The following is a 24,428-nucleotide window of genomic DNA, read 5'->3' on the forward strand; positions in this document are numbered from 1 at the left end:
ATGAAAAAAAATATTTCTGTAATAGAAGGAGATGGAGTAGGACCTGAGGTGATCAAACAAACCATAAAAGTTTTAAATTCCATAGCTATAAAATATGGTCATGATTTCCATTATAAAAATATTTTAGCGGGATCCAAAGCTATAGAAAAATTAGGAGATCCGATGCCAAAAGAAACCATAGATAATTGTTTAAAATCAGATGCTGTTTTATTTGGTTGTGTTGGAGATCCAAAATATGATCATAATCCAATAGGTATGAGACCCGAAGACGGATTATTGAAACTTAGAAAAAAAATGAATTTATATTGTAATATTCGTCCTGTAGTAGTTTTTCCTAAATTAAATAAATCTCCTATAAAAAAAAAATTGTTAAATAAAGTTGATTTTATTATATATCGTGAATTAACGGGAGGAATTTATTTTGGAAAAAAAGGTCGTTATAAAAATGGAGAAGAAGCTTATGATTATTGTACTTATTCTAAAACAGAAATCGAGAGAATTGGAGAAATGGCTTTTAAAGCTTCTCTTCATCGTAAAAAAAAAGTAACATTAGTGGATAAAGCGAATGTACTAGAAACTTCTAGATTGTGGAGAGAAGTTATTAAAAAAATATCATTGGATTATCCCGACGTGCATCTAGATTTTTTATATGTAGATCACGCATCTATGCAAATTATTATGAATCCTAAAAAATTTGATATCATTTTAACAGATAACATGTTTGGAGATATTCTTTCAGACGAATCTAGTGTTTTAACGAGTTCTTTAGGGTTACTTCCTTCAGCTTCTATAGGTAATTGTAAATGTATGTTTGAACCTATTCATGGATCTTTTCCCCAAGCAAAAGGAAAAAATATAGCAAATCCTTTGGGATGTATTCTTTCAGGTTCTATGATGTTAGAATATTTTGGAATGTATCAAGAAAAAAATATTTTAGAAAAAGCAGTTAAAAATTCTATAGAAAAAAAAATATGTACTCCAGATATTATCGATTCCAAATTATCTTCCACTACGGAAGAAGTAGGTGATTATATAGAAAAATATATTATAAGTCAATAAATTTTTCTACGAGAGGAATACTAGGATCTAGTAAATCAGAAATTCTTTTAATAAGAAATGGAAGAACATTTATTTTATAATTTGCATATGTTATGTTATTTTTTGGAGAATTAAAAATAGTTATAGGAACTAGTAATATGTTTCCATTCATTTCTGGGGAAACATTTCCTATGATAGGAGATTTTTTTTTATTTTCTTTAAATATGTAAGATTCAAACCATAAATAAACATAAATCAGTAATTGCATAGTATTTGCATAATTTATATCATAAAAAATATTTTCAATATTTTTTGAAGAAACATTGATTTTTTTAATTTTTGAAAATCCTATTTTATAATCAAGAATACGAGTTGTTCCATCATATTCATCTATCCTATCTATAATTCCATGTAAATTTACTTTTTTTGTTCCTACATTTAATATTGCAGACACTTTTTTTTCTATTTCTTTTATAAAAATTTTATGTCCATTTTTAATAAATTTCTCTTCCCATGAAATAAAATTTTCTATATAATTTTTTATAACATAATAAAGAAACATGTTATGTCCTTCAATCATTTCTTTCTTTTCAAAAAAAACTCTTTTTATAGTACATTCATAATTTTGTTTCATTGTATGAATATAATCAATAGTTATAAAATTTTTTTTTATGGGATCATATAAAATTTTTAATATTTTATGAATAACTTCACCTATTTTTCTTTTATAGGAGATTTCTTCTTTATCCTTTAACTTAAGAACTTTTTTATAATAAAATAAAAGAGGATTATAATTGTATAAATGAATAGAAGAAGGAGATAATCCTTTTTTTATTAATTCATCTAAACATTGAATTATAGATTTTTTTTTATTAATTACAATAGGGATTTTTTTAAAAATTATAGGAAAAAATGGCTTTTTTATTTTTTCTGTTGAAATTTTAGAATTTATTTCTATTCTGTGAATAAAACGACTTTTTTCTCCAGAATTAATTTCATCTGGTTGATTTTTATATATTAAATATGTTTGATTTGAAAATTGAAAAATCCTTGTTAAATGATGAAAATAAAAATTTTCGTCGAATTTATCCATTTCTAATTTTTGATATATATCAAATGAAATAAAAGAACTATTTTCTTTATGATTTTTTGGAATTACTCCTTCATTAAAAGAAGTAATAATTCCAACATCAAAATTTTCAAAAAATAAATCCATAAAACCTGTCACATATAATCCTTTTTGATTTTTATGTATATATCGTATATTTTCTATATGAGGAAATTGTTCATATATGTTAAATATATCATTAATTCCTATAGAAAAATTTTTATTTTTTCTAACTATTATTCTTAATTTTTGTATATAAACTTCTAGTTTAAAAATAAATTTCAATTCCAAAAAATGTTTTCTAACATTTGTAATGAGCAACTTTTTGAATTTTCTAATAAAACTAATAAGACTTATAAGAATTATTTTGATGTTATTAATTGGAATATTAAAAATAATCCACAAATTATTTTTATATAAGTATTTTTTTATTTCGTTTTCGAAAACATAATCTGAATCATTTTCTATATTCAATTTTTTCAATACTGAATTTCTTTTTAAAAAAAATTTTTGAATATATCCATTGGATAATACTTGTACAACATCTTTTTTAGTGAATTTTTTGAATTTCTTTTTTTTTAACAGTAATTGAAATATAGAATAAAAAGTATAATAAATAGGAAGATCATTTAATGGATAATCTATATTGATAGATACATCAACTCCTAATTTTTTTATAGAATGTACTAGTGGAATCGTCAAAGAATTATCTCCTGGTATTACAAGTATTTTATTAGGAGGGATTTTATTCTTTTTTATAAATTTACATATAATTTTTTCCACAGTTTTCACTTGTTCTATTTCTTTTGAAACACCAATAACTTTTAAATTATCATATTGTAAACGTGTTTTTGAACTGAAAAATTTTTTTTCACATAAATCATAAACTAGTCCTTGTTTACTTATTTTTCTAATAAAAATTTTTTCACATTCGTTAAATGCAACAGAATCAACAAGGAATAATACTATTTTTGTGTCTGAATTTTTATATAAAAAAGAATCTAAATGAGAAATTGATGTTTTGAAAAGCATTCCATAATAAGCAATTCCTTTCTTTAGGAGTTGAGATCTCAAAATATAATAATATTCATGAATATTTTCCCAAAAAAAAATTTTTTTTTTTCTACAAAATCAAGATTCCATTTACTTATCTTTTCTGTAGAAATAATAGAAGAGAAAAAATGTTCAACATCAACCATATTTAAATCTATATTTTGAAAATTATTTAATATTTTAGGCGCCCAATTAAAAAAATAATGAAAATTTTTTTCCATAAAATCATCTTTTTTTAAAAGAGAAAAAAAGTAAAATAATATTGAATAATTATCCAAAATTTTTAGTCCAGAAACATTTTCTAAAAATTCTTCCATTATGAAAAATCTAATTTTTGAATTAAATTTTGAACTGTGTTTATTTTTTATATATTCTATAATAGAATGAGATTTTGATATGAAAAAAATTTTCTGATTAAAGTTTTTTACTATAAATTCGATAATATTGTCAATTTTTTTTTTCACGAGAAAAAAATTTTTTTACATTGATTTTATCTATATATATTTGAGTTATTAACTCTTGTATAGAGTTGAATTTTTTTTCTTCACGGATGATATGAATCATTAAAACATCTATTTTTTTTCCATATATATTCTCAAAAAAATCGAATATATGCACTTCTATTTTTATTTTTTTATTTTCTCTCTCTATCGTAGGATTTATTCCTATATTTAACATTCCTAAATACATATTATTTAAATAATTAATTTTTACAGCATAAACTCCCTTTTTAGGGATTAATTTTTTAGAGTCTACTTGTATATTTGCTGTGGGAAAATTAATCTTTTTTCCTATTCCTTTTCCTTGTATCACATTACCAGATAATGTATAAAAATATCCTAAAGCTTGATTTGCCCACTGGATATTTCCTAATAAAAGAGATTTACGTATGTGAGTAGAACTAACTATTTTTTTTTTAAATTTTTGGGGATGAACCTGATAAACTCTTACTCCATAAATATGAGATATTTTTTTTAATTCTTCGTAAGAATTGTCTCTATTTTTTCCAATATGAGAATCATATCCAGTAACGATTTTTTTAATTTTATATTTAGGATGTAAAATTTTTTTCAAAAAATCTTTTGTTTTTAATCTTGAAAAATTTATAGTAAAAGGATGAATAATCAAGTGTTCTATTCCAGTTTTCTTTAATTTATATATTCTTTCAGAAAGTGTGTTTAAATAAAAAAAGTTTTTGTCTGAATTTAAAATTTCTTTTGGATGTGGATGGAAAGTAAGCAGAACGGAACAATATTTTTTTTTAGATCTCAAAATTAAATTTTGAATAATTTTTTTATGACCTATATGAACCCCATCAAAAACTCCAAGTGTAAATACACATGGATAATTAGAAGAAAATTCATCAATTAATGAATAAATTTTCAAGATTTTTATCTTTTTCTCTTACATTTACAATTACAAATATAATTGTATAAATGTTTAAAAAAAAGGAATTGCATGATGCACAAAAAAAAATTTAAAGGAATAATTACTAAAATTATAGGACCAGTAATTGATGTTTCTTTTAATAAAGGATCTTATCTTCCTAAAATTTATGATGCTTTGGAAGTATGCTTATCTAAAGACAATAAAATTGTATTAGAAGTTCAACAACATATGGGAGATAGTAATGTTCGTTGTATATCTATGGAAGTAACAGATGGACTACAAAGAGGACAAGAAGTTTATGCATTAGATAAACCAATTTGTGTTCCTATTGGAGAATATATTAATGGTAGAGTTTTTAATGTTTTAGGAGATTGTATAGATGGATTAGGAGATGTAGATAGATCTAAAGTTAAACCTATTCATAGTGCATCTCCTGCATTTGTAGATTTATCGACTGATACAGAAATTTTGTATACGGGAATTAAAGTTATAGATTTAATAGAACCTTATCCTAAAGGAGGAAAAATTGGATTATTTGGGGGAGCAGGAGTAGGAAAGACTGTATTGATACAGGAATTAATTAATAATGTAGCGAAAGGACATGGAGGACAATCTGTTTTTGCAGGAGTTGGAGAAAGATCTAGAGAAGGAAACGATTTATTAAGAGAAATGTTAGAATCTGGAATTATAAAATATGGAAAGTCTTTTATGGAATCAATGAAAAAAGGATATTGGGATATTTCTAAGGTAGATAAAGAATCTTTAAAGAAATCTAAAGCAACTTTTGTTTTTGGTCAAATGAACGAATCTCCTGGAGCAAGAGCAAGAGTAGCTTTATCAGGATTAACATTGGCTGAATATTATAGAGATCAATATTTAGATGGAAAAAAAGGACAAGATGTATTGTTTTTTATAGATAATATATTTCGTTTTACTCAAGCTGGATCAGAAGTTTCAGCATTATTAGGAAGAATTCCATCATCAGTTGGATATCAACCTACTTTATCTTCTGAAATGGGTGCTATGCAAGAAAGAATCACTTCTACTAGAACAGGGTCTATTACTTCAGTACAAGCTGTTTATGTTCCTGCAGATGACCTTACTGATCCTGCTCCTGCTATTACATTTTCGCATTTGGATGCAACTACCGTTCTTTCCAGAAAAATAGCATCTTTAGGAATTTATCCTGCAGTAGATCCTTTAGATTCCACTTCACGTATTTTATCTCCAGATATAATTGATAAAAATCATTATGATTGTGCACAAAGAGTAAAGGAGATATTACAAAAATATAATTCTTTACAAGATATTATAGCTATTCTGGGTATCGAAGAATTAAGTGAAGAAGATCAATTAACCGTTTTTAGAGCTAGACGTGTTCAACGTTTTTTATCTCAACCATTTCATGTGGCAAAACAATTTACGGGAATAGAGGGAGAATTTGTAAAAATTGAAGATACTATAAAAGGATTCAATATGATAATAGATGGAGAATTAGATGAAATTCCAGAAGCAGCTTTCAATTTAAAAGGAACGATAGAACAAGTTATCAAAAGTGGAAAAAAAATGTTATCGATATAAATAAATTTATTTATGAAAATAAAAATCATTAGCTTTCATAAAATTTTGTATGAAGAAAATATAAATTCTATTATAGCTCCTGGCTTTTATGGATCTTTTCAAATATTAAAAAATCATGCTCCATTTATATCTATATTAAAAAATGGTTTTTTAAAATTAGAATCAGAAAATATAAAAAAAGAAATTAAAATAGAAGGTGGAATTTTACAAGTAAAAGAAAATTGGATTATTGTTATTTTATGATAATTTTAATGAACCGAATTTCATGTATTCTTTTCTATTTTTAAATATTTTTATAGCATTGAATATTGCTTCTTCAAATGAATTTTCATTAGCAATTCCTCTTTTAGCTATATCATAGGCCACTCCATGATCAGGAGATGTTCGTATGTGAGACAGACCAGCTGTAAAATTGACACCTTGATTAGAGGTTAGTATTTTAAAAGGAATTAATCCTTGATCATGATACATAGCTAAAACAGCATCAAAATTTCGATAGCTTTGATTCCCAAAAAAGCTATCTGAAGGATAAGGGCCAAAAACTAACCATCCTTGTTTTTGAAATAAATTATCAATAGCTGGTTTAATTTGTATTTTTTCCTCATTTCCTATTAATCCATTATCACTTAAATGTGGATTACATCCCAATACTGCAATTTTAGGTTTTTCTACAGAAAAATCCATGATAAGAGATTGACGTAAAATTTTAATTGATTTTATTATTTTTTTTGTATTTAATTCTGAACTTACCTTTTTTAAAGGCAAATGATTAGTTACTAAAGCTATTTTTAAAATGTCGTGAATCATAAACATTAAAGATTCTCCTTCTAAAATATTTTGAAGATATTCAGTGTGACCTACAAATGAAAAATTTGAAAAATTCATATATTTTTTATTAACCGGAGCTGTTACAAGGACATCTATTTTTCCTTCTTTCAAAGCTTTTACGGCTTTTTTTAAAGATAAAATAGGATATTTTCCTGATTCAGGATGATTTATTTTTATAGATTCAAATTGAATGTCTTCTTTCCATATATTGAATATATTGATTTTATAATCAACAACTTCTTGAAAACTTTTTACTTCTCGTATGTTATTGATTTCTATGTTTAAAATTTTTTTATAATAAAAACATAATTTGGTAGATCCAAATAATATCGGAGTAAAAAAATCTAAAAGTTTTTTTTTACAACATACTTTCAAAAAAATCTCTATTCCTATTCCGTTTATATCGCCTGTGGTAAATCCTACTTTAATTTTTTTTTTCATAATAAAATATTTAATTAATTTTAAAAAAATTATAAATATGTTTACTGGTATCGTAGAATACACTGCAAAAGTACATCAATTAAGTCGAGATCAAAACAATCTTTGTCTAACTTTTATAAATCCATTTTTAAATAAAGAAATTCAAATTAATCAAAGCATTTCTCATAATGGAATATGTTTAAGCATTATGAATATCAATCAAAAAACTTATTCAGTTCTGGCTTCTGAAGAAACTTTATTATGTACTAATTTAAATTTTTTAAAACTTAAAGATAAAGTAAATTTAGAAAGGAGTATGATGTTGCATGAAAGATTAAATGGACATATAGTTCAAGGACATGTAGATACGATTGCTACGATTGTTAATATTGAAAATAGGAATGGAAGTTGGCTATTTTTTTTTAGGTCTAAAAAAAAATTGGATCATGTAGTTGTAGAAAAAGGTTCTATTACTATTAATGGAATAAGTCTTACTATAGTAACATATAATCAATATATATTTAATGTATCTATTATTCCTTACACTTATAGAAAAACCAACCTTCATATGATGAAGATTGGTGATATTGTCAATGTAGAATTTGATATCATAGGAAAATATATGAATAAACATATACAAGAATGTAAAAAAAAAATGTAATATTTGTTATAAAACAGGTTCTCCAGACAAAATATTTTTGTCTATAAATCCTCTATATATATCAAAATTTTTAATAAATTTTTTAGCAAGTATTTTTACTTGATTTTGATATATTTTCTTATTTTTCCATGAATTTTTAGGATTCAATATGTTGGAAGAGACTCCAGGACAATATTTTGGTATTTGAAAATTAAAAATAGGATATTTTTCGAAAGGTACTTTTAATAAAGAACCATTTAAAACATTTTGTACAATTTTACGCGTATCATCTAATTTAATACGATATCCCAACAAATCCCCCCCAGATATTAATCCCGTATTGAGCATCCAAACATTAATTTCAGTATTCTCTAATTTTTTCATTAACATTTTTGTATACTGAACGGGATGTAATGGCATAAATGGAGCTCCAAAACAAAAAGAAAAAGTTGCTTTCGGTTTTTTTATATTTAATTCAGTACCAGCTACTTTAGATGTATATCCTAATAAAAAATAGTAAGAAGACTGTGCTTTATTTAGTTGAGATATAGGTGGTAAAACACCAAAAGCGTCATATGTTAGAAAAAAAATATTTTTTATGTTAGAAGATAATAATTTTTCTTCAATATTTTTTATAAAATAAATAGGATAACTCATTCTTATATTTTGAGTAATTGTATCATTTGAAAAATCAACTTCTCTAGTTTTTTTTTTAAAAATTACATTTTCTAGCATAGCTCCTTTTCTGATAGCATGATAAATCATAGGTTCATTTTTTGGAGAAATTCCCAATATTTTGGCATAACATCCTCCTTCAAAGTTAAATATAATATTATCATAAGTCCATCCGTGTTCATCATCTCCCACTAAATTTCTATTTACATCATTAGAAATAGTAGTTTTTCCTGTTCCAGATAATCCAAAAAAAAGAGCCGTATCTTTTTCTTTTTTTCCTACATTTGCGGCACAATGCATAGGAAAAACATTTTTATACATAGGAAGTATAAAATTTAGAACAGAAAATACAGATTTTTTAATTTCTCCTGTATATCCTGATCCTCCAATAAGTATTATTCTTTTAGAAAAATTTAATATGGAAAAATTTTTATTTCGTGTTCCATCTTCGATGGGATTAGCATAAAATCCTGGAGCACACAATAATAACCAATCGGGGATAATTCTTTCTAATTTTGAAAATCTTAAAAAAAGATTATAAATAAATAGATCAGACCATGGATATTCACTGATCGAACGAATATTTAATTGATAACGTTTATCGGAACAAAGATATCCATCTCGTATATATAATGTCTTTCCCGATAAATATTGTACTACTTTTTGATATAAATGATCAAATTTTTTTGAATCAAAAGATTGATTAAATTTTTCATCCCACCATACTTTTTTTTCTGTAATACTATCTTTTACAATAAATCGATCTTTTGGTGACCTTCCCGTAAAAGGGCCCGTATTTATAGCTAAAACTCCTGATTTCGTTTCAATTCCCATTTTTTTTTGAATAATAATTTTTTGTAGTTCATTAGGCGTCAATTGCCAATTACATGAAGAATTCAAAATTCCATAACTTTCTAGAGAAAAAAAAATCATATATCATGTACTATTTATGCATCAAGCAAATTTATATATGATTTACAAAAGTTTACTAATTTTGTATCATAAAAAAATTATGAATCTATGTCTGATATAGCATCCAAAGTAAATGCTCTCATTGTAGAAAAATTAAGCGTAGAAGAAAGTGAGATTACTCCTACTGCTAGTTTTACCAATGATTTAGGAGCAGATTCCCTAGATATAGTCGAACTCATTATGGAGTTTGAGAAAGAATTTAATATTAGTATTTCTGATGAAAAAGCAGAAAAAATAACAACAGTAGGTGAAGCCATACAGGCTATAGAAAATCTTTTGATGGAAAAAAATAATGTAGAAAAAAAAAAAACAGATTAGATATTTATGTATGGATGATATGGAATACTTAAAAAAAGTAGTGGTAACTGGGATTGGTTCTATTACTCCTATAGGAAATACTGCAGAGGAGTATTGGATTTCTCTTGTAAACGGAAAAAATGGTTGTGGTCCCATTACTTATTTCGATACCAAAAAATATAAAACTAAATTTGCTTGTGAATTAAAAAATTATGATTCAAGTGTTTTTTTTAATAAAAAAGAAAAACGAAAATTAGATCCTTGTGCACAATACGGGATTATTGCTTCTGAAGAAGCTATAAAAAGTAGTAGAATAAATTTTTCAAAAGAAAAAAAAGAAAGAGTAGGAGTAATTTGGTCATCTGGAATTGGAGGGCTTTTAAATCTAGAAGAGTCTATTTCTGATTATGTATATGGAGGAAAATATCCTAGATTTAGTCCTTTTTTCATTCCAAAAATGTTAATAGATATTACGGCTGGTTTTATTTCTATGAATTATGGTCTTCATGGTCCAAATTATGCAACAGTATCTGCTTGTGCTTCATCTTCTAATGCTATTGTAGATGCTTATCATTTAATATGTTTAGGAAAAGCTGATATAATGGTAACTGGGGGCTCTGAAGCTGCTATCACGCAAAGTGGGGTAGGTGGGTTTAATGCTTTACATGCATTATCTACCAGAAATGAAGATTATAAAACGGCGTCACGACCTTTTGATGAAAATAGAGATGGTTTTGTATTAGGAGAAGGAGCAGGATGTCTTGTTCTTGAAGAATATAAACATGCTCAAGAAAGAGGAGCAAAAATATATGCTGAAATAGTGGGAGTGGGAATGTCTGGAGATGCTTACCATATTACAGCTCCTCATCCAGAAGGAAAAGGAATTATTTTAGCTATGAAATCTGCAATTAAAGATGCAGGTATTGAATGTGAAGAAGTAGATCATATTAATTCTCATGGAACATCTACCAGATTAGGAGATATTGCAGAGATAAAAGCAATTCAAAAAGTATTTCATGAAAATATATATAATATCAATATTAATTCCACAAAATCTATGACAGGACATTTGTTAGGTGCAGCTGGAGCCATAGAAGCAATAGCTTCTATTCTTCCTTTAACAAAGGGAATTATTCCTCCCACTATAAACTTGTTCCATATAGATAAAAATATAGATCCCAAAATTAATTTAACTCCAAATAAAGCAATAAAAAAAGAAGTAAAAATTAGTATATGCAATACTTTTGGTTTTGGAGGACATAATGTTTGTATTTTATTTAAAAGAATAAATGGTATCTGAAAATAATACTATTAAAAATGATTATTCCATTTTAGTTAGTAAGTTGATAAAAATATTGGGTTTTTATCCAAAAAATACAAAACTTTTAAAAGAAGTATTTATATATAATTTTTCTAAAAAAAATTTTCATCAAAATTATTCTCTTAATTTTCAAAGATTGGAATTTTTAGGAGATGCTGTATTGAATTCTATTATATCACATTTTTTATGTGAAAAATTTCCTGAAAAAAAAGAAGGAGAATTAACTCAGATACGATCTAAAATTGTATGCAGAAAAAATTTAAATAAAATTTCTCAAAAATTAACTCTTACAGATATTTTTTTTGATAAATCTATGATATCTGATAACATACTAGGAAATGATAAATCTATGATATCTGATAATATACTAGGAAACACACTTGAAGCTTTAATAGGATTTATTTATTTGGAAGTGGGATATCAAAGCTGTAAAAAATTTATATATAACAAAATATTACATATTCATATAAATCTTGAAAAATTACAGAATGAAATTTTCAGTTATAAAGTATGGATAATAGAATGGTCTCAAAAAAATAAATTTTTTATAAATTTTAAAACTTTTAAAAAAAATAAAAACAAAAATAAAATTATTTATTTATCTGAATTTACAATATCAGAATGTGGAATTATAACTCAAGGAACAGGTCCTTCGAAAAAAAAATCAGAAGAAATGGCAGCTAAAGAAGCTTACTTTATTGTTCAAAAACAATGTAAAAAAAATACTTAAGACTTAAAAACATAAAATCAATAGAAATCGTATGTATGCTTCATATTATTAATAAAGAAAAAAAGTTTCCTCATATAAAAAAAGGGAAAGGTCATCCTTTGATTTTACTTCATGGTTTAATGGGAGGATTGAGTAATTTCAAAGCTCTTTTAGATTTTTTTCCAAAAAAAGGTTATCAAGTAATCATTCCTTCATTACCTCTTTATAACATGCCATTATTTTTGACTAATATTTTTAACATTTCTAAATATGTTATTCAATTTTTAATGGAAATAGGAATTAAAAAAGCTACTTTAATAGGAAATTCTCTTGGAGGACATATAGCTTTAATCATAGCAAAAAAAAGAATAGATTTGGTTCATTCCGTTGTTTTGACAGGAAGTTCAGGTTTATTTGAAAAAGCTTTTGGAGATGCTTTTCCTAAAAGAGAAAATTATGAGTATATTAGAAAAAAATCACAAGAAGTATTCTATGATCCTAATATAGCAACTAAAGAATTAGTCGATGAAGTTTTTCATATTGTAAATGATAAAAAAAAAGGAATTAAAATTTTATATCTTGCAAAAAGTGCTATGAAATATAATATGTCTAAAGATTTATCTGTAATTCAACAACCTATTTGTTTAATTTGGGGAAAGCAAGATCATGTAACTCCTCCAGGAGTTGCAAAAGAATTTCATAGACTATTGCCTCATTCGGAATTACATTGGATAGATAAATGTGGACATGTTCCGATGATGGAACATCCTGAAATATTTATAAATATATTAGAGGAATGGCTTTCTAAATTTGATTTTAATCATGAAAATTTTTTCTGTAAAATTTGAAGGAAGTTATAAAAATATTAATCAGTTTTCAATTCATCATTCCTTTCCTGAATATGCATTTGTTGGACGTTCGAATGTAGGAAAATCTAGTTTAATCAATAGTATAGTTAAAAAAAAAATAGCCCGGGTTTCTTCTTCTCCTGGAAGAACACAATGTATTAATTATTTTTTAATAAATCATCAATGGTATTTGGTAGATTTACCAGGTTATGGATTTTTTTATATAAAAAAAAATAAAAAAGAAACGCAAAAATTAATTACAGATTATATTTTTCATAAAAAAAACATCGTTTTTTTATTTTTATTGATAGACTGTAGATTGATCATGCAAGAAATAGATTTAAATTTTATACAAAAATTAAACAATGCAAGGATCCATTTTTGTATTGTTTTCACAAAAACAGATAAATTAAGAAATCATAAATGTATTGATGAAAATATTTCTTCTTATATTAATACAATTAAAAAAAATGATTTTACTATACCTATATGGTTTAAAGTATCCGTAAAAAATAAATATGGAATTGATAACATTATTCAACATATTAAAAAATTAAATGATTTTTATCAATCTTATAAACAAAAACTCATTATCCCCAATTCATAGGACTTGAATCCAAAACCAAAAATGGTTCCCTTACAAACAGGAGAAATAAACGATTTTTTTCTAAAAGATTCTCTAGAATAAATGTTAGATATGTGAACTTCTACAACAGGAGATAAAATAGATTTTATAGCATCAGCAATTCCTATAGAAGTGTGAGTATATGCTCCTGCATTTAACAGAATCCCATCCGATTTAAATCCTATAGAATGTAAAATATCTATAATTTTTCCTTCACTATTGTTTTGATAATAATCAATTTCTATATTATTAGAATGTAGTTTTATTTTTAATTTATTAAAATAATCTAAAAAATTTTCATTTCCATATAACTCAGGTTCTCTTATTCCTAAAAGATTTAAGTTAGGGCCATTAATAATGGTGATTTTTTTCATAAAAAAATATCTATTTAGTAATATTTTCTATTTCTTTTTTATTTAAGAAACACCAGTTTCCTATTTTAAGATTTTTTTTGGTTATCCCTCCAAAATTAATTCGGTCTAATCGAATAACTTTATAATTCAGTTTTTTAAATACTCGTTTAATGACTCTATTCCATCCTATAGACAATCCTATTTCTATTTTATTTTTATCATTTTTTTTTATAAAAATGACTTTAACTTTTCCTTCTTTTAAAGAAATTTTTCCTTTTCTTATTTTATCTAAATCTTCATTTATAATATTCTTATTTAATGATACATGATATATTTTTTTTATATGATATTTAGGATGAGTTAATTTTTCAGCTATATATCCGTCATTTGTTAAAAGTAAAACTCCTGTAGTAGAACAATCTAATCTTCCTACAGGAAAAATTCTATATTCAGATAAACAAGAAATTAAATTCATTACTGTTCTTCTGTTGAATTGATCTCGTGTCGTAGTGATAAAACCTTTAGGTTTATTTAGTAATATATAAATTTTATTTTTAGATTTAATTTTTGATCCATGAAATTTAACAATATCATTAGTATGAATAATCGTGCCTAATTTAAAAACAGGTTTTCCATTTACTTCTATTACTCCAGATTGAATAAGTTGATCTGCTTTTCTCCTAGAAGAAATTCCTGCATTGGACAAGTAATGATTTAATCTTATTTTCATAAAAAAAAGAATTAAAAACGAAAAAGTACTTTTATGGTGTATTTTTTCAATTTTTTTTGAGATAAATCATAATTTTGTGTAAAACCTAAAAAAAATCCTCCTCCTCCAGAACCACATAGCTTCAAATAATACATGTTATTAAATATACCATCTTTCCATATTTTATAAAAATTTTTGGAAATCATGGGACGAAAATGATTAAAAATCCAAGTAGATAGAAGTTTTACATTTTTCAACAAAATTTTAAAATCTTTTTTTAAAAAAGCTTCAATACATTTTTCATTATATTTTATAAATTCTACAAAAAAAATTTTTCTGAATTTATCATGTTTTAATTTTTTTAAAAAAAATTTCATCATAGAATTAGTTTTGCGAGGAATTCCAGAATTTAATAAGAAAATAGCTCCTTTTCCCTTATTATTATTAGGAATCTTTGTTATAGAAATATCTGTTTTAGATCGAATAAGTAAAGGTTTATTTAAATAGCAAATCAAAGGATCTATTCCAGAACTTATTCCATGAAAAAAAGATTCCATTTTGCTAAAAATATTTTTTAATACTATAATATGTTTTTTTAAATATCCTTTTATTTTATGCTTTGCATATTTATCATAAATTGCAGCTACTAATGCTCCAGAGCTTCCCAATCCATATCCTTTAGGAATATTTGAATGAAAAAATATTCCTTTTTGTATATCTCTATGTAACTTATTTAAATCTAATTTTGTTGGAATTTGTTTTTTTTTTCTAAAATGGATAAAAAATTATAAAATTTTCTAATTTCATAATTAGAATATAAAATATCTTTATTGAATTCAGAATGTACTTTCAAAGTCCCTTTGTAAATATCATGAGGAATAGAAAGTCCACTATAATTCTTCAAAATTCCATATTCTCCAAATAACAATATTTTTGCCGGAAATAACGATTCCTTCATTTTAGGCTTTGTTGTTTTCAAAACAAACACAAATTTAATAAAAAACTTTGTATAAATTTAATATAATGAAATAATTAATTTCGTAATTTTTAATAATTTTAAGAAAATTTTCAAATGAAAGTAGCCGTGTATGGACAAAAATTTTGTGAAAAAAATATATCATATTTTAATCAGTTCATAGGCTATGCATCTAGTAATTCAATAGAAATATATATTGAAAAATCGTTTTTCAACATTTTATCTTCTTTTGAAGAATTCAAAAATTTAGATTTTCCTGTATTTTCTCATTATAAAGAATTAACTACTAAAAATTTTAGTTTAATGTTTACTTTTGGAGGAGACGGAACGATTTTATCTGCTATAACATTAATTAGAGATTCTGGAATTCCTATAGTGGGAGTTAATACGGGTAATTTAGGTTTTTTAGCAACTTTTAATAAAGACGTTTTTATAAAAAAAATAGATCAAATTTTTAATCGAAAATTTTATATAATGCCTAGAAGTTTATTGTCGTTAGAAACTTCTATAACGAATCATCAGAAATTTTTTAATTTTGCATTAAATGAAATCGTGATTCTTAGAAAAGAAATGGTTTCTATGATCACTATAGATGCTTATATAGATAATGAATTTTTAACTTCTTATTGGGCAGATGGATTGATTATTTCTACTCCTACTGGTTCTACTGGATATTCTTTAAGTTGTGGAGGTCCTATTATTAGCCCTGAAAATCAAAATTTTGTTTTGACTCCTATATCTCCACATAATTTATTTTCACGGCCATTAATCATATCAGACGATCAAAAAGTTTATTTAAAAATACATAGTCGTGTTAAGTCTTATTCTTTATCTATGGATACTAGATTAATTTCCTTGAATCAAGAAAATGAATTATATATTCGAAAAGCTCCTTTTTATATATATATCCTTCAAGAAGGAAAAAATACATATTATAAAACATTAAGAGAAAAACTTTTATGGGGAATGGATCAACGAAATTGAATATGAAAAATCTTTATTTTTATTTATATTATAAAAGGTGTACTTATGATTTTCTATGAAAAAATTATTAGAAAAAATAGATTACAATAATATTCCTCATCATGTAGCTATTATTATGGATGGTAATGGTCGGTGGGCTGAAAAAAGAGGAAAAAATAGAACATTTGGTCATGAAAAATCAATACAATCTGTAAGAGATACGATTAACGGATGTAAAGAATTAGGAATTCCTTATATAACTTTGTATGTATTTTCTTCAGAGAATTGGAATAGACCAAAAAAAGAAATAGATAATTTAATGCATTTATTTCAAACTAATTTAAAAATTCATTTAAAAGAAATTCATGAAAAAAATGTTAAAATTATCACTATAGGAAAAATAGAAAAATTTTCTAAAGTGATTCAAGAAGAACTATTTTTCTTCATGAAAAAAACAAAATATAATACATCTGGAACTTTAATTTTAGCATTGAATTATGGAGCTAGAGAAGAAATTATAAGAGCAACAAAAAATATTACTAAAAAAGTATGTAATGGATTGTTTTCGGAAAAAGATATAGATTCTTCTTTTTTTCAAAATCATTTGTATACTAAAGATTTACCAGATGTAGATTTAATTATTAGAACAAGCGGAGAACAACGTATTAGTAATTTTTTACTTTGGCAATCTGCTTATGCAGAGTTATATTTTACAAATATTTTATGGCCCGATTTTAGAAAAAAAGATTTTTTCGAGGCTATAATCAGTTATCAAAAAAGAAAACGTCGTTTTGGAAACGTAGAATAATTTTTCATGAAAAAAAATATTTTTATCAGCAGCATTTTTTATTTATTAATAATAATACAATTTCAACAAGCATATTCATCTACTGTTAGTAATTATAATAATTTTTATACTCATAAAGATACTTTCTTTATTGTAAAAAAAATACATGTTGTAGGAAAAACTAAATATGACGATCGTTTTATTTCTGAATTATCAGGGATTTCTACAGGAGATAGAATTGATATGTATGGAATAACAACGGATAATATCATAAAAAAATTGTGGAAAAGTAATCTTTTTAAAAACATATCTATTTACAGAAAAAATATATATAAAAATGAAATTGATTTATTTTTTGAGTTAGATGATTTAGAAGAAATTCATGAAATAAAAGTAGAAGGAATTAAAAAAGATCAATTTACCAAAATAAGAAAAATTAAAATTGGAGAAAAAATTTCTGGTGATTTAATTCAATCTATAAAAAATGATATACAAGAATATTATATGAAAGATGGATATCATGAAATTAATATAAAACATGAAATAAAAAAAGATAAAAAAAATAATAAAAACGTATTATACTTTTATATAGATAAAGGAAAAAAAATTGAAATAGAAGAAATATTGTTTGATGGAAATAAAATTCTTAAAAATAAAGAATTACTTAGTTTAATAAATCAAAATAATAAAAATTTATTATCTATAATTTCTATAATTAAAAAGCCCCTTTTTGTTCAAGAAAATGTAAAAAAATATTTAAAAAATATTATCCGTAAATATAAATCTATGGGATTTATTGATATTCAAGTATTTTTAGATTCTGTATGGAAAAAAAAATCCGGAGATTATGGAATAAAGATTAAAATTATAGAAGGAGAAAAATATACGTTAGAAAACGTTCATATATTAGGAAATGAAAAATTAAAAACAGATTTTTTGAAAAAAATTTTCTCGTACAAAAAGGGAGACATATATAATCCAATTGGAATTGAAAAAAATATTTTAAATCCTTCTTATCCTAATAGTCTTCTATATGCTTATTTAAATTCAGGTTATTTATTTGTTGATATTACTTTTATAGAAAAAAAAATTTTATATCATAAAGTAGATTTAGAAATACAAATAAAAGAAAATCAACCTGTTTATATAAATCAAGTTATTATATTAGGAAATTCAATTACTAAAGATTATGTTATTAGAAGAGAATTAAAAACTTATCCTGGAGATCTTTTCTCTATAGAAAATATAAAGTATAGTTTATTACATTTGTATAATTTAAATCTTTTTGATAAGGTATATTATGAAATTAAACCCAACAAAAAAAATGGATTGATAAATATAGAATGGCATGTTGTAGAAAAGAATACTAATGAATTTCAATTTCATGGAGGTTTTGGAGGAAAAAATTTTAAGAAAGTTATTGGAAATTTTAAATTAAATTTCGGAAATTTTTCTATTAGAAATATTCTTAATTGGAGTTCATGGAATCCTATTCCTCAAGGGGACGGACAGAAACTCACTATTCATAGTCAGTTGGGAAAAGATTTTATATCTTATGGTTTTTCTTTTACAGAGCCTTGGCTTGAAAGAAAAAATCCTACTTCTTTTACTTTTAAAAGTCAATATTCGATAAAAAGAATTGAAAACGAAGAGGATTTATCTTTTTTGCATCAAAAATATAATAAAAATCCCAAAAATGAAGAAAAACAATTTTTAGAAAAAATAGGAGGTTCTATTCACTTTAATAAGTATTTAACTTTTTTGGATCCTTATTCTAAAATTTTGACGTCTGTAGATTACGAAAAAATTATTTATAAAAAAGAAATATTTTCTAATTCATATCAAAAACATGGATTTAATGATCTAAGTTATTTAATTTCATTACAAAGATTAACAACAGAACCCAATTTTATTTTTCCATTTCAAGGATCAGAAATAGAATTAAATAGTATGTTTACTATTCCATATTCCGTAATTTTTACGAATAATAAAAATAAGGAGTGGATGGAGTATTTTAAATTAAAAATAATTTTATTTTGGTATCATAAAATCGTAGATAATATAATACTAAAAACAGGAGGAGAATTAGGTTATTTAGGACAATACAATAATGAAAAAGAATTATTTTCCTATCAAAAATTTTATATGGGAGGAGTCCATAATAGTTTATCAGGATCAAATTTATATAATAAAGATCATATTCCATTAAGAGGATATTCTTATAAAGATCAAATATTCAATAATGGAGGGAGAATTTATGATAAATTTATTTTGGAAATACGTTATTTAATTAAAAATTTATCAAATTTAAAAATTTGGACAACTTGTTTTATGGAAGGAGGAAATATTAGTAATTCTTATCAAAAATTTAATCCATTAAGAATGAATAAATCTTTTGGATTTGGATTCCGTTTATTTTGGGAACCAATAGGTTTTTTAGGAGTGGATTTCGGATATCCTATAGATAATAATATAATTCATGGGTTAAATAAATCAAAATGGAAAACACATTTTATAATAGGAAAAAATTTGTAAAATAACACAAATAAAAACAAAAAAATCATATGAGAAAAAATACAATTTTTTATTTTTTATTATTTCTATTTTTATTTGGATATCATTCATATTCTAGGAATTCTGAATGTATTAAAGAATGTCATAATAAAATAGTTTGTCTTAATAGTATGGGATTGATAGAAAAAATGCCAGAATTTTCTACTGCTCAAAAAGAATTAGATAGAATTAGTAAAATTCATGAAAATATTTTAAATAAATTAGCAAAAGAATTTCATAAAAAAGCGGAAAAATTTCAGAAAAATAAAAATCCAATTCTTAAAAAAGAATTAGAAATTTTACAAGCAAAGGCTCATGCTTATCAAAAAATAGCTTCAGATGATTTAACTAAAAAACAAAATAAACTATTAAATCCTATATACAAGAAAATAGAGAATGCGATCCATAAAGTAATCAATAAAGATAAAAATATTATAAGAGTTGATGATTGTAGTCCCGGAAAAGGTGTTTTAGTTAATAAAGGTGAGGATATTACTGAATCCGTTAAAAAAGAATTAGGCCTAAAGTAAATTAAGAGTGGTACCTCCCGGAATCGAACCGGGGACACAAGGATTTTCAGTCCTTTGCTCTACCTACTGAGCTAAGATACCAAAGAAAAACAAAAGTACAATAAAATAATTAGTAATAAATTCTATTATCATATTTTTTTGTTATTTTTTATTATATTTTCTTGTGTGAATAGAGAATCTGTAATAAATAAGAGAAAATCTATAAAAAATAGAAATGAAATACCTCATAATATATTTGTTAAAACAAATATTTTCTATAAAGAAAAAGGTTTATTAAAATTTATCATTTATTCTTCCGTTATTAAAGAATATACTTCTTATACATTATTTCCAAATGGATTGAATTTATTTATTTATGATCAAAAAACGAATAAATACACTTATCTTAAAGCGGATTGGGTTAAATCAATTAATAAAATATTTTATCACATCAAAGGAAATATAATAATTATGAGTTATACAGGATATTTTTTGAAAACTGATGAAATTTTCTGGGATAGAAAAAAGAAAAAAATTTTTAATAAAAAATATACAACAATCATATCTAATTCAGATGGAACTGTATTACATGCCATAAATGGAATTGATGCTTCTGAAGATTTAAAAAAAATTAGATTAAAAAAAATTAGTGGAATTTTACCAATTAAATAATATAATTTTTCATGTTAGTATAGTTTTTATCACCATACTTGTATCTGCTTTTTTTTCTGGAATGGAAATGGCTATAATTTCTTCTAGTTTATTCCAAATAGAATTAGAAAAAGAAAATAAAAAAGGATCTTTTCATTCTAAACTTCTTTCAAAAAGTATTAGTAATTCTAAAAAATTTATTACTACAATGGTAATTGGAAATACTATATCTTTAGTTATATATGGTATTTATATGGGAAAAATATTTTTATATATCTTTCCAAAAGAATTTTTGGATAATTCTTTATGGATGATTTTTTTAGAAACCATTTTTTCTGCTACTATTATTTTAATTATTGGAGAATTTGTTCCAAAAATAATATTTAGTGTGTATTCAAATGAATTGTTGAGTTTATTTATTGTTCCTGCATATGTGATATATAAAATATTTTCCCCTATTACAAACTCTATAATTTGTATTTCTAATGTTTTTCTAAAAATTTTAGGAGAACAAGAAAATGATAAAAAAAAAATTTTTGATAAGGAAGATTTGATTTATTTTTTATCAGAAAATATAGAAAAAAATCTAAAAGGAAAAAATATTGTCGAATCTGAAATTGAAATTTTTCATAAAGCTTTGGATTTTTCAGAAAAAAAAGCGCGAGAATGTATGGTTCCTAGAAAGGAGATTGTTTCTTCTAATTTAGTTTTTTCTTCTATAGAAAAAATTCAAAATATTTTGACTGGAAGTGGATTATCTAAAATCGTAATTTATAAAAATAATATAGATAACATTATAGGTTATATTCATTATTTAGAATTACTTAAAAAACCAAAAAATATTGAATCTATAATTAGATCGGTGGAATTAGTATATGTAACAACTCCTGTAAGAGAAATTATGGATCTGTTAATTAAAAAAAAAAGAAGTATTGCTATAGTTTTAGATGAATATGGAGGGACTGCAGGAATGATAACTATGGAAGATATTTTAGAAGAGTTTCTTGGAGATATTAAGGATGAACATGATGGAAATTTATTATTAGATAATAAATTAAATGACAATGAATTTTTATTTTCTGCACGTTTAGAAATTGATTTTATTAATTCTAAATATAATTTAGATCTTCCTCAATCTGATAAATATGAAACTTTAGGAGGTTTAATTGTAACATATATAGGAGATATTCCAAAATATGGAGAAAAAATTGTTATTAACAAAAATTTTTATATTGAAATTAAAAAAGTATCTAAAAATAAAATAGAAGAAGTTTTTCTTAAAAAAAATTTTTTAAAATGAGTTTTTTAGAAAAAATTAGAAAAAATACATGGTTAGTTTTTTTTTTCATTAGTATATCTTTGATATTTTTTATATTGGACCCTAATATAATATTGAAATTTTTTACTAAAAATTCCACTATTATTGGAAAAGTGAATGGAGATAATATTTCTTTAAAAGAATATCTTAATTGTTTTCAATTTTTGAAACGATTTCGTGAAAATGAACCGGATCATTATTTGAAAAATGATACTTGGAAATTATTAGTTCATGAAAAAGTATTAAATCAACAAGCAAAAAAATTAGGGATACAAAGTACAAAAGAAGATTTTTGGAAAGCAATAGAAAAACAATCTATATACAGTAAAATAATTGATTTTCAAAATGAAAAGGGTAAAATGAATATGAAAAAATTTAGATCATATTTAAAAAATTTAGAAAAAATCCCTTCGTCTTTAGATCCTAAAATAGAAGCAGAAAAAAATATTTGGTTTTATGAAAAAAATAGTATTCCAAAAAGAATTATTGCAAAAAAATATGTAGAAATGTTGATGTATGGATTAAATACATCTTTTATAGAAGCTCAATTGAATTATAAAGATAAAAATCAATTCTCCATAATTGATTATATATTTATTCCTTATTCAGAAATAGAAAAAAAATACCGTGAAATTAAAAATTATGAAATTTATAATTTTATTAAAAAAAATAAATTTCTTTATAAGAAAGAAAATTTAAGAACCCTAAATTTTGTAATTTTTCATTCTTATCCATCATTGGATGATGAAAAAAATATGAATTCTGAAATAAAAAAATTATTTAATAAATTTAAAAATTATAATCACAATTCCATAATTGTTTCTAACCAATCTGAAAAACCTTTTGATTCAAATTTTTATTTGAAAAAAAATCTTCCTATTACTTTGCAACATTTTGTAGAAAAAAACAATAAAATTGGAAGTATGTACGGTCCTGTTAAAGATAATAATATTTATATTATGGCTAAATTAACGGGGAAAAAAATGGTATATAATTCTGTTTTATCCAGTCATATATTGATTTCTCATAAAGAAGCTATACGTTTTTCTAAAAATAGGACTAAAGAAAAAGCTGAAAAAATAGCAAAAAAAATATATGATATTGTTATAAAAAATCCTAATCGATTTAATTCTTTAATAGTGGAAAAATCTGACGATGTTATCAATGCAAAAAAAAATAAAGGAAATTTAGGATGGTTAAAATATGAAGAACAAAATGAAACTTTTAAAGGAAAAGGATCATTTGATTTTTTTTCTTTAAATAATAAAAAAGGAACAATAGGTTTAATTGAAACTAAATTTGGATACCATATTATAAGAATTGATAATATAAAAGATATAAAACCAGTTTATCAATTTGCCATAATAATTAAAACATTGATTCCGTCAAAAAAAACGGAAGAAATCCTTTATCAAAAAGTTGTTCAATTTATGAAAGAAAATAAAAGTTCAAGTTTAAATACATTTATTAATAATGCAAGAAAAAAAAGATATGAAACTCTTTTTTTGAAAGAAATAAAGAGTAATCAATGGAATATTCATGATTTAAACACTGAATTGGACAAAGAAATCATTAATTGGTCTTATGAAAAAAATAGAAAAAAGGGAGATTTAAAAATTTTTTCTACTTCAAATAAAGATTATATTATGGTTTTGTTATCTAACATTCAAAAAAAAGGATATCCCATTGAAGAAATAAAAAATAATCTAATTCCTTTTCTATTTAAGAAAAAAATAAATCGTTATTTATATAATATAATAAAAAAAAATATAAATCTAGAAAAAATAGCTGTTCGTTTCTCTAAAAAAATAAATAAATCTTATAAAATTAATTTTTATCAGTCGATGATTGAAAATCATACAGAGCCTAAAGTAGTGGGATATGCTTTTTCTTCAAAATTATATAAGACTTCTAAACCAATACTAGGAGAAAAGGGGCTTTTTTTTGTAAGAACCTTAAAACGTTTTAACACATCTAAAAAACTTTCTTATTTTTCTTCTGAAATAGAATCTTTAAATGCTAGTTTAAGAGAAAATGTTTTAGAAAAAATAGGAAATGTATTAATAGAAAAATCTAATATTAAATATTATAGAAAAAATATATAA

23 protein-coding genes, 1 tRNA gene and 1 pseudogene are annotated in these 24,428 nt (G+C 23.7%); 16 read left to right on the forward strand and 9 right to left on the reverse strand.

Annotated elements, in window-relative coordinates; all coding sequences use genetic code 11:
• Complete coding sequence (leuB, locus tag G9C01_RS00655) at window positions 1-1,059, forward strand: 3-isopropylmalate dehydrogenase (RefSeq protein ID WP_166265108.1); 1,059 nt, start codon at window positions 1-3, stop codon at window positions 1,057-1,059.
• On the opposite strand, the gene G9C01_RS00660 is transcribed toward leuB, so the two are convergent.
• From G9C01_RS00660 to G9C01_RS00665, 3 genes are read right to left on the reverse strand one after another with little or no spacing between them, the layout of a single operon-like run.
• Window positions 1,046-3,220 carry a PD-(D/E)XK nuclease family protein gene (locus G9C01_RS00660; RefSeq protein WP_242673949.1) on the reverse strand — a complete coding sequence of 725 codons (2,175 nt, stop codon included), beginning with the start codon at window positions 3,218-3,220 and terminating at the stop codon, window positions 1,046-1,048. The two genes, leuB and G9C01_RS00660, sit on opposite strands and share 14 nt — an antisense overlap.
• A complete protein-coding gene (locus tag G9C01_RS03090; protein ID WP_242673950.1) occupies window positions 3,217-3,663 on the reverse strand; it encodes a hypothetical protein in 447 nt (148 codons plus the stop codon). The genes G9C01_RS00660 and G9C01_RS03090 overlap by 4 nt, the downstream gene beginning before the upstream one ends.
• A complete protein-coding gene (locus G9C01_RS00665) occupies window positions 3,647-4,585 on the reverse strand; it encodes a bifunctional riboflavin kinase/FAD synthetase (RefSeq protein ID WP_166265111.1) in 939 nt (312 codons plus the stop codon). The genes G9C01_RS03090 and G9C01_RS00665 overlap by 17 nt, the downstream gene beginning before the upstream one ends.
• A gap of 75 nt (window positions 4,586-4,660) precedes the next feature.
• On the opposite strand from G9C01_RS00665, the gene atpD reads away from it, so the two are divergent.
• Window positions 4,661-6,169 carry a F0F1 ATP synthase subunit beta gene (gene atpD, locus G9C01_RS00670; protein WP_166266350.1) on the forward strand — a complete coding sequence of 503 codons (1,509 nt, stop codon included), beginning with the start codon at window positions 4,661-4,663 and terminating at the stop codon, window positions 6,167-6,169.
• Window positions 6,170-6,181: 12 nt separating this feature from the next.
• Window positions 6,182-6,412 (forward strand): F0F1 ATP synthase subunit epsilon, encoded by a 231-nt coding sequence (locus tag G9C01_RS00675; protein WP_166265114.1) that lies wholly within the window; start codon window positions 6,182-6,184, stop codon window positions 6,410-6,412.
• Here G9C01_RS00675 and pdxA read toward each other — a convergent pair.
• On the reverse strand, window positions 6,407-7,438 hold the full coding sequence (gene pdxA, locus G9C01_RS00680) for a 4-hydroxythreonine-4-phosphate dehydrogenase PdxA (RefSeq protein ID WP_166265117.1): 1,032 nt from the start codon (window positions 7,436-7,438) through the stop codon (window positions 6,407-6,409). The genes G9C01_RS00675 and pdxA overlap by 6 nt on opposite strands.
• A gap of 37 nt (window positions 7,439-7,475) precedes the next feature.
• Here pdxA and G9C01_RS00685 point away from each other — a divergent pair, with 37 nt between their 5' ends.
• Window positions 7,476-8,078: a riboflavin synthase gene (locus G9C01_RS00685; protein WP_166265120.1), complete on the forward strand. Its 603-nt coding sequence runs from the start codon at window positions 7,476-7,478 to the stop codon at window positions 8,076-8,078.
• A gap of 6 nt (window positions 8,079-8,084) precedes the next feature.
• On the opposite strand, the gene G9C01_RS00690 is transcribed toward G9C01_RS00685, so the two are convergent.
• Window positions 8,085-9,665 (reverse strand): phosphoenolpyruvate carboxykinase (ATP), encoded by a 1,581-nt coding sequence (locus G9C01_RS00690; RefSeq protein ID WP_166265123.1) that lies wholly within the window; start codon window positions 9,663-9,665, stop codon window positions 8,085-8,087.
• Window positions 9,666-9,752: 87 nt separating this feature from the next.
• On the opposite strand from G9C01_RS00690, the gene G9C01_RS00695 reads away from it, so the two are divergent.
• The 5 genes from G9C01_RS00695 to yihA are packed head-to-tail and all read left to right on the forward strand — an operon-like array spanning window position 9,753 to window position 13,486.
• Window positions 9,753-10,022, forward strand: a complete 270-nt coding sequence (locus G9C01_RS00695) for an acyl carrier protein (protein ID WP_166265126.1) — start codon at window positions 9,753-9,755, stop codon at window positions 10,020-10,022.
• A gap of 19 nt (window positions 10,023-10,041) precedes the next feature.
• A complete protein-coding gene (fabF, locus tag G9C01_RS00700) occupies window positions 10,042-11,301 on the forward strand; it encodes a beta-ketoacyl-ACP synthase II (RefSeq protein WP_166266353.1) in 1,260 nt (419 codons plus the stop codon).
• A complete protein-coding gene (locus G9C01_RS00705) occupies window positions 11,291-12,052 on the forward strand; it encodes a ribonuclease III family protein (protein WP_166265129.1) in 762 nt (253 codons plus the stop codon). The genes fabF and G9C01_RS00705 overlap by 11 nt, the downstream gene beginning before the upstream one ends.
• 35 nt (window positions 12,053-12,087) lie before the next feature.
• Window positions 12,088-12,879, forward strand: a complete 792-nt coding sequence (locus G9C01_RS00710) for an alpha/beta fold hydrolase (RefSeq protein WP_166265132.1) — start codon at window positions 12,088-12,090, stop codon at window positions 12,877-12,879.
• A complete protein-coding gene (yihA, locus tag G9C01_RS00715) occupies window positions 12,854-13,486 on the forward strand; it encodes a ribosome biogenesis GTP-binding protein YihA/YsxC (protein ID WP_166265135.1) in 633 nt (210 codons plus the stop codon). Before G9C01_RS00710 ends, yihA begins: the two co-directional genes overlap by 26 nt.
• Here yihA and aroQ read toward each other — a convergent pair.
• From aroQ to G9C01_RS00730, 3 genes and pseudogenes are all read right to left on the reverse strand, one after another.
• On the reverse strand, window positions 13,453-13,878 hold the full coding sequence (aroQ, locus tag G9C01_RS00720) for a type II 3-dehydroquinate dehydratase (protein ID WP_166265138.1): 426 nt from the start codon (window positions 13,876-13,878) through the stop codon (window positions 13,453-13,455). The genes yihA and aroQ overlap by 34 nt on opposite strands.
• Before the next feature lie 10 nt (window positions 13,879-13,888).
• Window positions 13,889-14,587 (reverse strand): pseudouridine synthase, encoded by a 699-nt coding sequence (locus G9C01_RS00725; protein ID WP_166265141.1) that lies wholly within the window; start codon window positions 14,585-14,587, stop codon window positions 13,889-13,891.
• Window positions 14,588-14,598: 11 nt separating this feature from the next.
• Window positions 14,599-15,524: pseudogene (locus tag G9C01_RS00730) on the reverse strand (mevalonate kinase family protein).
• 114 nt (window positions 15,525-15,638) lie between these two features.
• On the opposite strand from G9C01_RS00730, the gene G9C01_RS00735 reads away from it, so the two are divergent.
• From G9C01_RS00735 to G9C01_RS00750, 4 genes are read left to right on the forward strand one after another with little or no spacing between them, the layout of a single operon-like run.
• The gene (locus tag G9C01_RS00735; protein WP_166265144.1) at window positions 15,639-16,526 is read left to right on the forward strand and encodes an NAD kinase; all 888 of its coding nucleotides are present in this window, start codon (window positions 15,639-15,641) and stop codon (window positions 16,524-16,526) included.
• A 55-nt stretch (window positions 16,527-16,581) separates the two neighbouring features.
• Window positions 16,582-17,313, forward strand: a complete 732-nt coding sequence (locus G9C01_RS00740) for an isoprenyl transferase (protein ID WP_166265147.1) — start codon at window positions 16,582-16,584, stop codon at window positions 17,311-17,313.
• 6 nt (window positions 17,314-17,319) lie between these two features.
• Window positions 17,320-19,827 carry a BamA/OMP85 family outer membrane protein gene (locus G9C01_RS00745; RefSeq protein ID WP_166265150.1) on the forward strand — a complete coding sequence of 836 codons (2,508 nt, stop codon included), beginning with the start codon at window positions 17,320-17,322 and terminating at the stop codon, window positions 19,825-19,827.
• A 29-nt stretch (window positions 19,828-19,856) separates the two neighbouring features.
• Complete coding sequence (locus tag G9C01_RS00750) at window positions 19,857-20,375, forward strand: OmpH family outer membrane protein (protein WP_166265153.1); 519 nt, start codon at window positions 19,857-19,859, stop codon at window positions 20,373-20,375.
• 8 nt (window positions 20,376-20,383) lie between these two features.
• Here the strand turns inward: G9C01_RS00750 and G9C01_RS00755 are convergent.
• Window positions 20,384-20,456 (reverse strand) — tRNA-Phe (locus G9C01_RS00755).
• Window positions 20,457-20,540: 84 nt separating this feature from the next.
• On the opposite strand from G9C01_RS00755, the gene G9C01_RS00760 reads away from it, so the two are divergent.
• From G9C01_RS00760 to G9C01_RS00770, 3 genes are read left to right on the forward strand one after another with little or no spacing between them, the layout of a single operon-like run.
• Window positions 20,541-21,026 (forward strand): hypothetical protein, encoded by a 486-nt coding sequence (locus G9C01_RS00760; protein WP_242673951.1) that lies wholly within the window; start codon window positions 20,541-20,543, stop codon window positions 21,024-21,026.
• 1 nt (window position 21,027) lies between these two features.
• Complete coding sequence (locus G9C01_RS00765) at window positions 21,028-22,305, forward strand: hemolysin family protein (RefSeq protein WP_166266356.1); 1,278 nt, start codon at window positions 21,028-21,030, stop codon at window positions 22,303-22,305.
• Entirely contained in the window at window positions 22,302-24,428 is a 2,127-nt protein-coding gene (locus G9C01_RS00770) for a SurA N-terminal domain-containing protein (protein WP_166265156.1), read from the forward strand. The genes G9C01_RS00765 and G9C01_RS00770 overlap by 4 nt, the downstream gene beginning before the upstream one ends.

This window comes from Blattabacterium sp. DPU (assembly GCF_011290385.1).
Classification (GTDB): domain Bacteria; phylum Bacteroidota; class Bacteroidia; order Flavobacteriales; family Blattabacteriaceae; genus Blattabacterium.